Below are 14377 nucleotides of genomic sequence, written 5' to 3' on the forward strand. Positions count from 1 at the left end.
TTTTCCAATATGTTCTCACTTTCTTTTGCTGATAATGATGAGATACTCGAAATAGCATCACTGATCAGAGCCTTAAATAGGCCCTATAATTTACAAGCGAAATCTAAGTTACGAAGACTGTCACTAAGCTGGCTTCTTGAGTCGCATAATTTGCTCGAGCCACTATTCAGCTGGGTGTTCAGTCTAATTAATGTCATGAATGTTAGAATTAAATGAGATAACATTCAGAAAGTATTTGCTTGCCTTGTAGTAATGCTATGTCTGCACAAATAATCTCCTCATCCAACCAAGAAACTCAAATTCTACTTACCGTTAAGCATAAACACTCAATGCTCGAATTTGAAGATACCTTGCAAACAGAACTTAATTTAGTCGGAATGTTGGCCGAGAGTAAACTGCTCGAATTTTTAGACAGTGATGGTACACCTATTTTCATGGGCTCAATGAAAATGACCAGTAAGCGTAAAAAAGAGCCTAAAGTCTACGAAACACCATGGGGAGCTGTGAAAATATCTCGCTTCGTTTACCAAAGTTCACAAGGCGGCTCTACATTTAGTCCGTTAGATCAAAATGCTAGGATTATTGTCAATTCGACTCCAGCATTTGCTCGTATGATAAGCTGGAAATATGCTCAAATGGCCGCGCCTCAAGTTGAAGAAGATCTTAAACAAAATCATGGTAGATATAGTAGCAGAGCGACTCTGCGTGACATATCTGATGTGATAGGTAGTATCGCTCAGGCCAAGGAAGAACATTGGACGTACGACATTCCGGAACACCCGCGCCCAGTCGCAACGATATCTTTGGGATTGGATGGCGTTAACCTGCTTTATCATGAACCTAAAAAATCAGTTGCCCCTTCACCCTCGTAATTTAGTGTCTCGATCAAGCGTTGATCAAATTGAGTTTCTTGTCTTCAGCGCATTATCCTAAAAACATCAGTTGAACGCTAAGTATATGAGTAACTGTTTGAGTCAATAAGATGACTTTATCATCATGGCTTTCACTCAATGAGTGAAGTGCTCTACGCTCACAAGCTTGCTAAAATGGCTGCTATCTGCGTTGTAACTTTTGCAAGTAGAATAACTGCTTGCTGCAAGCTACGCCTTACTATCAGCCATTTTTTCTACGCTTGAGAACGCAGTCAACTGATGTTTCTAGGGAGCGCCACGAAGCGCTTTATTCTGTTGCGGGATTTGTCTCAACGTATACGCAGCCAAGCGATTACATGGCCATAAACCAGAGACAGCAACGTTATTATTTATAATAAGTCCATCAGGTTGAAACGTACCTGACGGGATAATTACCAGTTCATCCCGAAATCTGACGGGCATGCATAATGGGTAACCGCTATGACATGAAGCCCTGTGACAAAGGCCTTGAATAAAGGTTGAGATGCAATGTAGGCCGCAGCATCAAGCGAATTCAGTTAAGCGTCGTAAATCAAAAAATGAAGATGGGGAGTCTTTCCTAGTTGACGAACCCTGACACAAACAGAGAAGCAACTGGTAAATGCATCTGTTTGATCTTCCGGCGTAATATGAAGTGGCATGTATTGAAGGAAATAAAGTGAACGTGGGAGAGCCTGAGTGTTGGAAGGTAGTGACTTCCACTATCCGAATATAAGGTAAACCGAAATTTCAGATAGGACGCTCAGGCAGTCGGATGAGCCCATAGTACCGTTAACCGTGAAGACAACATAACTTCACATCAGGGAAGGGGCTCAGTGTTACACCCGTTTTTAACGTAACTTTTGAGGTGAAATTGCCATATGGCTAACACTCCAGTAAATATCAGAATATTACAGCGAAAACTTTACTTACGCTCAAAGCTTAACTCGGAGCTACGATTTTACAGCTTGTACGATAAACTCAGTCGCCTAGATATACTCGAAGAAGCCTATCGACGATGCAAAGCCAATAAAGGCGGAGCAGGAATTGATGGCATCACATTCAGTTATCTAGAGCAGCAAAAGAAAGTCGTTGCGCTGTTAAAAGAAATTCAAACTCAATTACAACAGAAAAACTATCGACCTAGCCCAGTCAAACGAGTAGAAATACTCAAAGACAACGGCAAAACGCGGAAACTTGGGATCCCGATAATCAGTGACAGAATTGTGCAAATGGCGATGACAATAGTGATGCAACCCGTCTACGAACCTCATTTACATGAACACAGTTATGGCTACCGTCCATGTCGAAGCGCCCAGCAAGCGGTAAAAGTCATTGAAATGAGCCTAAAACAAGGCTACCAGCACGTACTCGATGCTGACTTGAGTGCCTATTTCGATACCATCCCGCACGCTAAGTTGATGGCAAAAGTAGAAAGGCGAATAAGCGACAGCAGCTTTCTGAGTTTACTGAAAAGCTTTATCAAAGCGCCCATCAGCATAGAGACGGTCAACGGGAAATGGCGAATAGAAGCAAGCCGATGTGGCACTCCGCAAGGCGGAGTTATCTCTCCACTACTGGCTAACATCTATCTCAACGATTTCTGTTTGAAAATACACGAAAAAACACCGTGTAAAATCGTTACCTATGCAGATGATTTTGTTGTACTTCATAAGCAAACCTACACACAAGAGCAACTGGACTGAATAACACAGCAATTAAGTGATGAAGGTCTGAAGCTAAATCAAAGTAAAACCCACTGTGTGGATATGGGAAAGCTGATGAATGAGTTTGATTTCCTCGGTTTTAACTTTCAACGGATCACAGGCCTCATCAAAGGCACCAGTTACATCAAGATACAGGCGTCTAAGAAGAGCCAAACAAAGCTGAAAAATAAAATCAGAGACATAGTGAAACACCGAACCTCAAATACACTTGGCGTACTGATAAATAAGGTTAATCAAGTTCTGAGGGGATGGAAACACTATTTTGGTGGGATAGGTTATCCCAGAGGTGTATTTTTCAGAATAAATGGATTTGTAGTAAACCGATTCTATCGATGGCATCGTCGCTTAAGTCAACGTCGAAGCAAGTATCTATCACGAGGTGCTTACGAAAAATTACGCCAAGCTGGTCTTGAGTATTTACCCACGACAAGATGATAAGCAAAGTGAAGGAGCTGAGAGAAGTGTAACAACAGAGCCGTGTGAGGGAAAACCTCATGCACGGAATCGAAGAGGGGCTGCTGGATAAGCGATAGCGAAGCCAGTAGCCTACTCTACTTCAAAGTACAAGTGAAATTGATGAAGACATAGTTATTACCGACATACAAAACTGTCGTTATTACATTGCTACGTTGAGACAGTTTTGCGTAGTAATTTGGAGACATACAAGCTCCCGAAGGGCAAGGCTAAAGGATTCCATTACTAGGTTACAAGTTTTTGAATTATCCCGACAAAAGCACTAAGTGCGTTGAACGCCAGTTTTGTATGGCGGCCGTTAGGGTATATAGTACTTCAAACTTGCGCCTTGTACTGAAATCCTTTAGCTCTTGCTGAGTGGGAAGTTAATTACTGTAATTGGTATTACTTAACAGATGTTGTTACCATAAAATAATCGTCAAGCTTGCCAGTTAATGTATCCCCTTTGGATAATACTCCGACGCCAGCTGGTGTGCCTGTAAGTACAATGTCACCTGGAAGCAAGGTAAAATGGCAACTGGAGTATTGTACTAATGAAATGATATCTACAATCATATCTGTCGTTTTGCCATGCTGGCGAAGCTGACTGTTAATTTCCAGTGTTATTTCTAACTCATTAAAAGCTTTAATATCGCCTGTATAAAATTGACTCGTGGGGCAGCTAGCATCAAATGCCTTGGCCTTCTCCCAAGGGTAGCCTTTGTCTTTGAGAGCTTTTTGAAGATCTCGATAGGTCAAATCTAAGGCCAGCCCAATACCACAGATAGCGGCCTCAGCCTCTTCTGAAGTTGCGTTTTTAAGCGTGTTTTTGATTAATACCGCAATTTCTAATTCATAGTGAAGTGGATAAGAAGCTTCTGAGGAGTTAATGTCGAACTCAAAAGGTGAAAAAGCGGTCGCAGGCTTTAAAAACAATAGTGGCTCATCTGGAACAGCATTATTGAGCTCCTTAGCATGTGCAACATAATTTCTGCCAACACATACTATTTTTCCGAGAGGAAGGTTTAGCTGGTTTCCGTTGGTGTCGGTATGTTGATAACGCATTAATAACTCCCTTTTTTTGTATTTATAATTTGGACACGTACGCGCTTCATAAAGGCAAGGCTAAAAGTTTTCATACTGTGTTGCAAGTTTTTGAATTATCCCGACAAAAGCACGAGGTGCGTTGAACGCCAGCTTTGTATGGCGGCCGTTAAGGGATATGGTACCGCAAACTTGAGCTTTGTACTGAAACCTTTTAACCTAGAAACATCAGTTGACTGCGTTCTCAAGCGTAGAAAAAATGGCTGATATTAAGGCGTAGCTTGCAGCAAGTAGTTATTCTACTTGCAAAAGTTACAACGCAGATAGCAGCCATTTTAGCAAGCTTGTGAGCGTAGAGCATTTCACTCATTGGGTGAAAACCATGATAATAAAATCATCTTATTGCTCAAACAGTTACTCATATACTCAGCGTTCAACTGATGTTTTTAGGTTTAACTCTTGCTGAGCGAGCAGTTAATTAATGTAATTGGTATTAGGGTCTGTTGATCTTTCGTGATTTTTTGCAGCGATAAATTGGTTATTTTATGCAAGACAGAGTTTGTGAAGTTTGGTTATTATCGACATACAAAACTGTCGTTACTTCGTTTCCAAATAAGAAAACGATAACGCAGCACCTTTTATTTAGAAAGAGCGACCAATTTACGCTCTCTCTTTTTTCGATGCTTTTGAGCATTCACTGTTCTGTGTTGTGACCAGCTCACTTAGATGGCTAAGCATCACTGCTCACGCCTTGAACAGATAAATGCTCAAATAGCACAAAATTTAATCCTGAAAGATCAACAGACCCTAATATTAAAATTGGTAGCCAATTTGAAGCAATGCTCCAGACTCTATTCCATCTTGTCCGTCGCCTCCAGTAATGGTTACGCCTAAATTAGTGCCTGATTCACCAATACCGTTAAAAAAGTAATGGTAGCCAATGCCTGCACCGTAAAGTGCTTTGCGATCACCGTAATTGGTTTTAGTACCAACGATACCTACATATAAGCCGAGCCCATGGTTTACAGTTTGTGACTCGAAAATGTCACTTTTTATCCAGCCCACTCCAACACCACATGTTTCTCCGTATACATTGGAATAACTGACACAACCGACAGAAAGGTGTTTCATTTCGGTATTAGATTGTTTGGTGATGTTGATTCCAATACCAGCATATAAACTCCCAAGACCAGCGCCGAAAGAAACTTTATCATTTGCTGAAGATGTTGATGCAAAAAGTAATGCAGATATGAGGATGATGTTATTTTTCAAGAAAGTGTTCCTTACTTCTTTAAAGGTAAAACGGGAATTGATTATAGCATCACTGGTTCTATGAATGGATTTATAAAGCATAATTAACTTGTTTAAAAGCTTAAAAAAGTTAAGTTTGTTTTCAGTTATTCACTTCTTTTAATCTCAATATATTTAAAAGGTTTTAAATGATACCTTGCAGCTTTAGCACTTTTAATGAAAGTTTTGATGATAAATTGAGTGGTCAGCAGTTAGAACAGCCAAATAATAGCAGTCGAGAAATCACTAATGAAAACCATGCATCACGCCTTGAGCTTCCCTTTGTTGATGCCATAGAGTTTTCACAACCAGTTTCATCTCGGTCTAGTTTACTAAATGTTTATGATATTCAAGAACATAAATCTGTTTCTGAAAGTCTAAATGACTGGTTAAACGCTCGTGAAGAAGGGGGCTGTGCGTCCGTCAGTGGGGGATCACCAAGTTGTGATAATAAAGAAATAAAAGAAACTACTCCCTTTCAATTATCTAATAATCATACAGGTGACATTCCAGTTAATGAAACACATTTACTAAATGTTTATGATATTCAAGAATATCAATCTGTTTCTGAAAGTCTAAGTGACTGGTTAAGCGCTAGTGAAGATGGGGATTGTGCGTCCGTCAGTGAGGGATCACCAAGTTGTGATAATAAAGAAATAAAAGAAACTACTCCCTTTCAGTTGTCTAGTAATTATACCGCTGATAGTCCAGTTCCTGAAACACATGCCAACGAAAATGATACAGAGCCTCAACCTTCAAAGGGACTGAGAAGAGCAACGCCGCGCAAGAGAGAAAGACCCGCAAAATTAAATGATTTCCTATTTGACAGTGACCTTGGGGTTAAGAAAGCAAAACCTAATAAAAGGGAAAACACAATAGCAACTCGATTAGAAGCAGAAAGTGGCGCCAAAAAAGTTACTGACTCAACTTTTAGTAACGAAACAGAGAAAACACTTATCACTCCTAAAAATCCAAAAAAGAAAGTAATCCGAGGTAAAGGGATTCCATTAAATGTAGTCATGACATACCAAGAAGCGAAGGAGTATGTTCAAGCTAAAGATATAAAGAGCTTACCAAAGCTTAAGGCTTATCTTACAAAGCACCCTGCTGTGCAAATACCTAAAGTACCGGATATGTATTGGAAGAAAGAATGGGAAGGATGTTATAAATTCTTCGGTACAAAGCCTAATAAGTTTGAAAGTACTGTTACCTTTGAAGAATGCATTGATCTATTCAGAGAAAAACAACTCAAAACATCTAAAGGTTGGTTAGAATACGTGCGGGAAGCAAACAAAACAAGACCTCAAGAGAGCCGGTTGCCTTCAAAACCAAACATATATTTTTCAGATCGTTGCTCCAGTTGGAGTGAGTTTGCAGCCTCAGCACGCCTAGAAGGCTATGATGTAAATCAAGCAAGAATTAAAAGTTTATCGGCAACGAAAGATCCAGAGCTTGATAGATTACCCGTTTTGGATTATGAGAAACATAAAATCGTTGCAAGAAATTGTCTAGTCAAAAATCAAATTGGTTGGGAAGCGTTTGTAGAAGATTGTAGTTATCGACCCCAAGCTTTTGAAGGTTATAGAATTGTTTGTAGGGTTAAAGATTATTTTTCTAAGAGTGGTGAATGGCAAGGCTGGGACAATTTTTGGGGAGAGGGGAACTGAATAAAAAAGGAGACAAAATGCCTCCCAATTTTCATAAAAGCCGCAAGATTATTCTACCTGCCAGCGTTGCAGCTCGACAGGAATATGAGCGCCTTGAGACTGCAACAAATTAATCCTTGCTTGGTAGGCGGCGCCAACCATTAAATGTTTCGCTAAATCAGCCGCGTTTCGTGATTTGTAATCATCTAAATAACTGCCTTTTGCCCACGCATTAAACGCGCCTAAAGCAGGGCCTGCCCATATTTGATAATCCATTTCGCGGCCTGATTCACCGGTGTTTGACCAACGGCTCGACAAACCTAAATACCATCTAAAAATTAGTGCCATTTTTCGCTTAGGGTTATCTAAAGCACGCTCGATTTGTTTTGGATCACGTTCGTTAAAATGGGTAACAGTCCCAGCCCAAATTTCTTCTAATGGCGCTCTGAAAACTTGCTGTTCAAGCTTGCGTTTTTCGTCTGCGGGAATCGCTTCAATAGAGTCATATCGAGTATATATCTCGTAAAGTTTATTCGCGCGCATTGGAAATAAGGTGCCACGTTTCACCACTTGTAATTTTACGCCCATTTCAAACATGTCTGCGGCGGGAGCCATGGTCACATCAGCCATTTCAGTAGTCGAAAGCAGCTTGCGAGTATGCTCGCTTGCACCAGCTTCAATGCAAGTTTGATTAATGGAACCTGTAACAATGTAAGCCGCGCCCATAGTGAATGCTGCGAGTGCAGCGTCAGGTGTGCCAATGCCACCTCCAGCGCCAACACGAAGTGGTACAGGGTACTGGTATTGAGCTTGCATTTTATCTTTTAACGCCAATAAAGTCGGTAAGAGTGTTACTAATGGGCGATTGTCTGTGTGGCCACCGGAATCAGCTTCTGCGGTAATGTCATCAGCCATTGGGACTTGTAATGCCATTTTCATTTGTTCTTGGCTGATCAAACCTTGGTCGACAAGCTTAGTGAGCATTTTTTCGGGTGCGGGAGCCATAAAGTGTTTTGCTACTTCAGTGCGGCTGACCTTGGCAATAACTCTATTATTAATTTGAATGTTCTTGTTCGCATCACGGCTTAAACCAGCGGCACGATAATACACAATTTGTGGTGTGAGCTTTAAAAATGCTGATGCTTCAACAGTACGAACTTTATGTTTTAAAAATAATTCAACACTGCCACGCTCAAGTGCTGGTTCACTTGGACTGTGAATTAAGTTAAATGCATAAGGGCCATTCGGCAATTCAGCTTGAATACGTTGAATGGCTGATTCGACACGGCTTGGGATCAAGCCTGCAGCGCCAAAAGAACATAAGATACCAGCTTTACCAAGTGCAATAACAAGTTCTTCAGACGAAATACCATTAGCCATCGCACCAGCATAATAGGCATATTTAACACCATGAACACGGCGAAAGTTATTGTCTCCCAAACTCTCTGTCCCTAATGCTGGAGCGTAGGCACTGACAGGGAACTCATCATCTTTGGTTTTATGGTTATCACTGACTACTTGAGCTTGTTGACTGATCCCAAGACCTTTACTCGCTCGATTCACTAAGTAACAGGGTTGGTTGAGATCTTTCAGTGCTTTTTTTAGTGAGCTCGTTTCAAAACTCAAATTGGTCTTACGCACTTGCCACGGCCATGGGCTGAGTTTGTTGTTAGTATCTAATTGAATGCTCATTTATTATATTTCCTTCGTCTCAGCCTCTGTGATGCAAATTGCGATATCACTGAGTTCATAAATTCGTAAACCATCTTTGCTTAAGCTGGCATCACCGACGACGACAACTTGTTTATCTTCGGTTCGTATCTCAGTGATGTGTACATCCAATGACATTTGCTTATTATGTGGCGTAATTTGGCCGCGATACTTCCACTTGATATTCGATAGTATCTGCCCGAATCTAGGGTTGGAATAGCCTGCCCCAAGATCTTTTTCGATTGCAAAGGTTTGCATCAACTCGATAATTGCTTCCACACCTAAAGAGCCCGGCATAACGGGATCTTGATGAAAATGAAATTGAAAGAACCAATCACTTGGGTCGACGGTGCGTTCAGCGTAAAGGTAACCTAGTTTTGCTTTGCCGCCATTGCTTACAATGTCTACTTTATCAATAAAATTAAGCTGACCGCCAGCCAGCCTATAATGCGGCTTGTTGGCTGGTGGATTGAAGCTGCGAACCGTTTTATCGAGCAGGTTTATTTGGCAATCTGCTTTAATGCCATTTTCGATGTGCCAAGCTTGTTTAACTTGGCCGTTATCTAGGCCTAGTTGATGGGTTAATGCTTGTTCTTTAAAGTAACCAAACACGGCCGTACCGCGGTAAAAAACTTCGCCATCTGTACTCAACTCAAAAGTGAAGTTTTGAATAATATTACTACCAGCAACAACAGTAGACAGTAACTTTGAGTCATTGACTATGGTTTTGCCTCGTAAGTCGACTTCACGCAATAAAGTTCCTGAGCCGTCCAGATTTCGGAAAAACAACTCATCTTTAGGGAACTTTAATGTGGTGCCCATATAGGCAGATACAAAACCATTCGGTTGCAGTGAAATTTCCATTAACACTGAATAAGGCATCACGCTGTGATGGTTATTTTTAGCAAAATACCATGCATCAGTCGGTACTTCGTACTCAGCGATACAAGATGAAGCTTGCTTTAAATCTCCACGTTGTCCTTGAATATCGATCACTCGTGTAGTTAATTGCAAGTCGCCGCAAGGTGTACGAGGTGGTGTTAATTCTCGGTAAATATTAAATTCTGAACCAAAGCATTTCTCAATATCACCGGTGGCAAATTCAAACAAGTGATAGGGCGTAAACGGCAATGAGTCTGGTTGTCTATTTGGGTAATCAACACAAATAGGCGCTTCAACATGCTGCAGTGGAATAACGCCTTTATTCTTTGGTGCGTTTAAGTCAGGCTTTTGTGCCATTAATGGCGCATTCGGGTTATAACCGAATGGATACACTATGTTGCTTAATTGCTTATTTTGCGCTGGCATTTTTGCCGAATAACGTGCGCATTCGACTTCTTCTTTGATCATCACACCAAGGTTTTGGAAATCGACGACCACTTTTCCATTGAGCAATATATCAATGTTGGCTTTGGCGAATGGGCGGGGTTTCATGCTTATTTCTGTCACTTCCATCCGATAAGTTAATGTGCCATGTTGTGGAAGTACTTGCCCACGACAACGCACTTTTTGGGACGCATCTTTTAGGGGTTGGAAACGACCTTGTTTGACATTAGTGTGCATGCCTATGTGCAACATGAAGAGTTGCAATAACTGACCACATCCTTCCGCCATGAGTGATCCCGCCATCACAGGGTCGTCTTTAAAGTGACAAGGGAAATACCAGTGATTTGGAGCGATTTGTTTCTCGCCTTCAACAAAACCGAGTCCCCAAGCTCCACCTTGTGTATCGAGTTGATTAATTTGCTCGATCATCAAAAACTTCTCAGAAGCAAAGCTTAAGCCTTTTTGCTGAGATGTTTCGGTTTGATGCTGACCACCGAAGCAAGCGCCAATATCACCATTGAGTAAATGATGAATTTGCTGATAGTTAAACTGAGTTTGAGCGCAATGCAGCAAAGGATTAAATTTTGCTTTATTAGGAGAGGTTATCGCTAACTGTCTGGCCTTTATTTCATCCTCGCTGCGAATCACCCCTTTACCATCGGCCAATTCTTGATCGGTAAAGAAACCCGCACAGCCGCCATCCATTTTCAGGATCATTTTATCATTGACAAAACATTCATAAGAGAAGAAAAACAGTAATGTGTCACCATTGCGCGCAAAATGATTGATTGAAATATCGTAACGTAAGGTGTTGCCTCCACGAGGTAAATCGCCTAAGAAAGTTAGTGTGCAATCTAATAGTCGATAGACACGGTCACCTTGATTTTCAAAGTCTATACCGAGATAGCTTATCAACATTAAGTCACATTGCCCCGACTCAACCGCAACCGCCCAAGGAATTTGACCATTCACTAGATAAGGCGCATCCACAGGAATATCATATTCGGTTGTCATGGTGCTGGGTTTATATTGATGAACTGCAGCATTCAACTTCGTCACTCGAGAAACCAATAAGTAATCACTGGTTGGTAGGCGTACTCGACGAGGATAGTTGTCAATGACAGCGTATTCTTGACCAAACACATTGGCGATATCACCTTCAGCGTATTCGACTAAGTCATGGTAATCCCAAATGCATGGCTTAGACGCAGGGATTGGAGGAGTATAAGCTGGCACTTGTGCGTGATTTGGTGCTGTTACATTTTGTTGTGGGCGAGGAGCATGTGTCACAGCTTGGGGTAAACGAGCTGTTTGTTGTAGAAGTGCATCAGCGATTTGTAAACCTTGATGTCTGGTTTTTAAATAAGCTGAATGAGCCTTTCTAGCGAACTGTTGATTAGCGGCCAAGGCTTGCCAGTCAGTTTGACTGGTAGCAGAGTGATCCACATTGGCTGTTGATGTTTCAGGCTTAGTTGACGGTTGAGTTTTCATGTTGTTGGTTTTGTTATCGACACTAGATATCGCTTTTTGTGTGGATGTTTCCTTTAGTGTTCTGTTCGAGGTTGATACTTTTGTGCGAATTGAATCTAGAGCAGAAATGTCAGCATCAGTGATATGTTTAACTATATCTCGACCGCCAAGGGTGACGGTTTTTATCAGATGTTTTTGATCGGACCAAGTTAATTCTTGGCTTAATCGTGTCAGTAAATGGTCTTGTTGACTGACAGATTGACGGATCAATAACTCCGAGCACACTTGTTCGGAGTAGGTCGAGACTTTGGCAAGCTTCTTGTGCCAATTAGGTAAATTCAGCAAGCAGTTTAATATCGACGCCATGCCTGATGCCGAAAAGCAATGACCAATTAAATGTTGAGCACTAATATGCGCGGCTGGGCTATTTTCGCTCTCTGAAATGTTGTTATTAACTTCGGTAAAAGCAATATTTTCAGGATCAACGTGATTTACGGTTAGTAAATCAGTTTGAGTACCTTGGCTGAACCGCGGAGCCAGAATATCACCATAGCTTGTTGAATTAGAGTTTGGTTTAGTCAGGACAAACGCGCCAGCGCCTTCACCCACATTCCAACAATTTTCAGTCGAACTTATGTTTACAGGACGGATTTGATTATGGGTCAGCACTTGCTCTGCACTGCCACTTAAATCAACGGCGGCGATGACAACGGCATCAAGAGACTCTTGGCTCATTAAATTTTCAGCGACATCAATACAACGTGCCACTGAATGTTCAGCTGCTGAAATTGTAAAAGCAGGGCCGTTAAAATCCCACAGCGAAGCAATACGTGACGCCATGATATTGCCAATAAAACTGGTGTACTGATTGAGCTTCGCAGCATCAAGGACGCTGTCCATTGTGATGGCTTCTAACTGTTGATATTCCTCGTCACTTAGTGTGATGCCTTGTTGTTTAAAGCTTTCAGAAAGCTGAGTGTGTAGGTTTACTCGACCTCGGAATAGGTGTAATTCAGGCTCGGTTTCCATTGCAACTAAAACAGCAACTTTACTGCCCGATGTAAGCTTGGCGTCACGAATGGCTTCATCTGCGACTTTTATCAGCAATAACTGTTGAGCGATGAGTCTATCGTCTTCGTTTGGTGGCACTTTAAATCGTAAAAAATCAAAGTCGAAATTTTCGATGTACGCGCCTTGTGGTGCTTGGCTTAAACCAAATTCATTAAGCAGTTCATGATGATGTTGCAGACCTTTCCAACGATTTGGTGGTACAGAAACAAAAGCGGGTTGCTTGAGTTTTACGGCATTGTGTAAAGCGTTAATGCTGGATAGAGGACCAAAGTGCGCCGCAATACCCGCGATGGATAAAGTTTCTGGTTGAGTTTGGCTAAACTCAGATTGTATTGTGTTGGTAGGGAGATAAGATTCTAAAAGAAGGTGTGCATTACAACCACCAAAACCAAAAACGGAAACCCCAGCTTGACGTCGGTCATTTTGCTTTTTATCAGGCCATTGCTTCGTTTCAGTGGGAATATTTTCACCATTAAACAAACCGTTTGGTGAATTGATTGGCTCAGATAAATTAATGCTGGCGGGTAATTTTCCTGATTGCATGGCAAAAATCATTTTCATGATTCCGGGCATACCCGCCGCTGTTAGTAGGTGACCAAGGTTCGATTTAGCAGAGCCGATGAGTGGCGCTTGGCTGTCACGGAGTTTATCGGTAAAAAACTGCTCCATTGAGGTCAGCTCAACTTTGTCGCCTAGTGGGGTACCTGTGGCGTGACATTCGATAACTTCAATATCGTTAGGTGATATTTGAGCCGATTCATAGGCGCGCTCGAAAGCTTGAACTTGGCCTTTGCTGTTAGGGCTTAATACAAATTGCCCTTTACCATCGTTGGATAAGCCTGTACCGCTTATCACGGCATAAATATTATCGCCGTCACGCTCGGCATCGGCTAAACGCTTAAGAGCCAAAACACCTGCGCCTTCACCCGCAAAGAGTCCTTGAGTCTTGCTGTCAAACGGTGCGGATTGATTATTTTCAGGGTAGGCATGAAAAATCGAAAAACCCATATTAATGAAAAAAGGATCAGCGCCTGATATTGCTCCGGCTAACATAATGTCAGCTTTACCTGTGTTTAAGTAATCGCAGGCCAGTTTGACGGCATACACTGAACTGGCGCAAGCCGCATCGATACTGAGCTGACAACCGCCTAAACCTAATGCTTGCTGAACTACTTTTGAAGCAGAGTGTGAGGCAAATAAATTCGAATTGCTATTTGTGGTTCGAGAAAAGGTAGCTTGTTGCTCTCCGTGCTTACCCGTTTGGAAATCCGCAATCCTAAAGTCTGATTTCTGCAATTTTTGCTGTAAGCCTTTTTCCACGGCTTTGTGATAAATCGGTAAAATTTGTTCATTTGATTTTGCTGTAGGGAAGGAGAGGTTTCCCATAACTACACCGCATCGGCTTAATAGCGTTTGATCGTTCAAATTGATATTGGCATCAATAAGTGCTTTTTTACTGCAATCCAATCCCCATAAAAAACTGTCGTCTAATTGATTTAATTGTTCGGTGCTGAGTTGATAATTTGAGGCTTCAAATTCAAACCCATCAATATAGCCGCCTTTAGTACAATAAAAGCGGTCTGATTCACCCTGTTGACCTCGATAATCGCTTGGATTGGCACCGAGCTTTTTAGCGGTTAACTCGCTACGAGAATCGTGTTTATCAAGCAAGTTTTGCCAAAATTCATTTGCGTCTTTGGCATTTGGGTAACGGGCAGCTAAGCCAACAATGGCGATTTTATTCATTGGT

At 41.6% G+C, this 14377-nt stretch carries 8 protein-coding genes; 4 read left to right on the plus strand and 4 right to left on the minus strand.

Features of this window, described 5'->3' with window-relative positions; genetic code table 11:
• The first annotated feature begins 257 nt into the window (after positions 1-257).
• From E2I05_RS06465 to E2I05_RS06475, 3 genes are all read left to right on the plus strand, one after another.
• A complete protein-coding gene (locus tag E2I05_RS06465; RefSeq protein WP_121855309.1) occupies positions 258-872 on the plus strand; it encodes a hypothetical protein in 615 nt (204 codons plus the stop codon).
• 899 nt (positions 873-1771) lie between these two features.
• Positions 1772-2596, plus strand: a complete 825-nt coding sequence (locus E2I05_RS06470; protein WP_133309520.1) for a reverse transcriptase domain-containing protein — start codon at positions 1772-1774, stop codon at positions 2594-2596.
• Between the two features lie 75 nt (positions 2597-2671).
• On the plus strand, positions 2672-3052 hold the full coding sequence (locus E2I05_RS06475) for a group II intron maturase-specific domain-containing protein (RefSeq protein WP_170179605.1): 381 nt from the start codon (positions 2672-2674) through the stop codon (positions 3050-3052).
• A 423-nt stretch (positions 3053-3475) separates the two neighbouring features.
• Here the strand turns inward: E2I05_RS06475 and E2I05_RS06480 are convergent, their stop codons facing one another.
• Both E2I05_RS06480 and E2I05_RS06485 read right to left on the minus strand, forming a co-directional pair.
• Entirely contained in the window at positions 3476-4135 is a 660-nt protein-coding gene (locus E2I05_RS06480; RefSeq protein ID WP_121852327.1) for a fumarylacetoacetate hydrolase family protein, read from the minus strand.
• A 792-nt stretch (positions 4136-4927) separates the two neighbouring features.
• A complete protein-coding gene (locus E2I05_RS06485) occupies positions 4928-5386 on the minus strand; it encodes a hypothetical protein (protein WP_121852326.1) in 459 nt (152 codons plus the stop codon).
• 167 nt (positions 5387-5553) lie between these two features.
• On the opposite strand from E2I05_RS06485, the gene E2I05_RS06490 reads away from it, so the two are divergent.
• The gene (locus tag E2I05_RS06490; RefSeq protein ID WP_121852325.1) at positions 5554-7071 is read left to right on the plus strand and encodes a hypothetical protein; all 1518 of its coding nucleotides are present in this window, start codon (positions 5554-5556) and stop codon (positions 7069-7071) included.
• 48 nt (positions 7072-7119) lie between these two features.
• Here E2I05_RS06490 and E2I05_RS06495 read toward each other — a convergent pair whose 3' ends face one another.
• Together E2I05_RS06495 and E2I05_RS06500 are read right to left on the minus strand one after the other, a co-directional pair.
• Entirely contained in the window at positions 7120-8742 is a 1623-nt protein-coding gene (locus E2I05_RS06495; protein WP_121852324.1) for a PfaD family polyunsaturated fatty acid/polyketide biosynthesis protein, read from the minus strand.
• A gap of 3 nt (positions 8743-8745) precedes the next feature.
• Positions 8746-14373: a hotdog fold thioesterase gene (locus E2I05_RS06500; protein WP_121852329.1), complete on the minus strand. Its 5628-nt coding sequence runs from the start codon at positions 14371-14373 to the stop codon at positions 8746-8748.
• Positions 14374-14377 lie beyond the last annotated feature (4 nt).

It is taken from the genome of Parashewanella spongiae (genome assembly GCF_004358345.1).
Lineage (GTDB): Bacteria > Pseudomonadota > Gammaproteobacteria > Enterobacterales > Shewanellaceae > Parashewanella > Parashewanella spongiae.

Bases quoted from the DNA above. Each gene is read 5' to 3' on its own strand.
- E2I05_RS06480 (WP_121852327.1), bottom strand. From the start codon at position 4,135: ATGCGTTATCAACATACCGACACCAACGGAAACCAGCTAAACCTTCCT.
- E2I05_RS06465 (WP_121855309.1), top strand. From the start codon at position 258: ATGTCTGCACAAATAATCTCCTCATCCAACCAAGAAACTCAAATTCTA.
- E2I05_RS06490 (WP_121852325.1), top strand. From the start codon at position 5,554: ATGATACCTTGCAGCTTTAGCACTTTTAATGAAAGTTTTGATGATAAA.
- E2I05_RS06475 (WP_170179605.1), top strand. From the start codon at position 2,672: ATGAATGAGTTTGATTTCCTCGGTTTTAACTTTCAACGGATCACAGGC.
- E2I05_RS06495 (WP_121852324.1), bottom strand. From the start codon at position 8,742: ATGAGCATTCAATTAGATACTAACAACAAACTCAGCCCATGGCCGTGG.
- E2I05_RS06500 (WP_121852329.1), bottom strand. From the start codon at position 14,373: ATGAATAAAATCGCCATTGTTGGCTTAGCTGCCCGTTACCCAAATGCC.
- E2I05_RS06470 (WP_133309520.1), top strand. From the start codon at position 1,772: ATGGCTAACACTCCAGTAAATATCAGAATATTACAGCGAAAACTTTAC.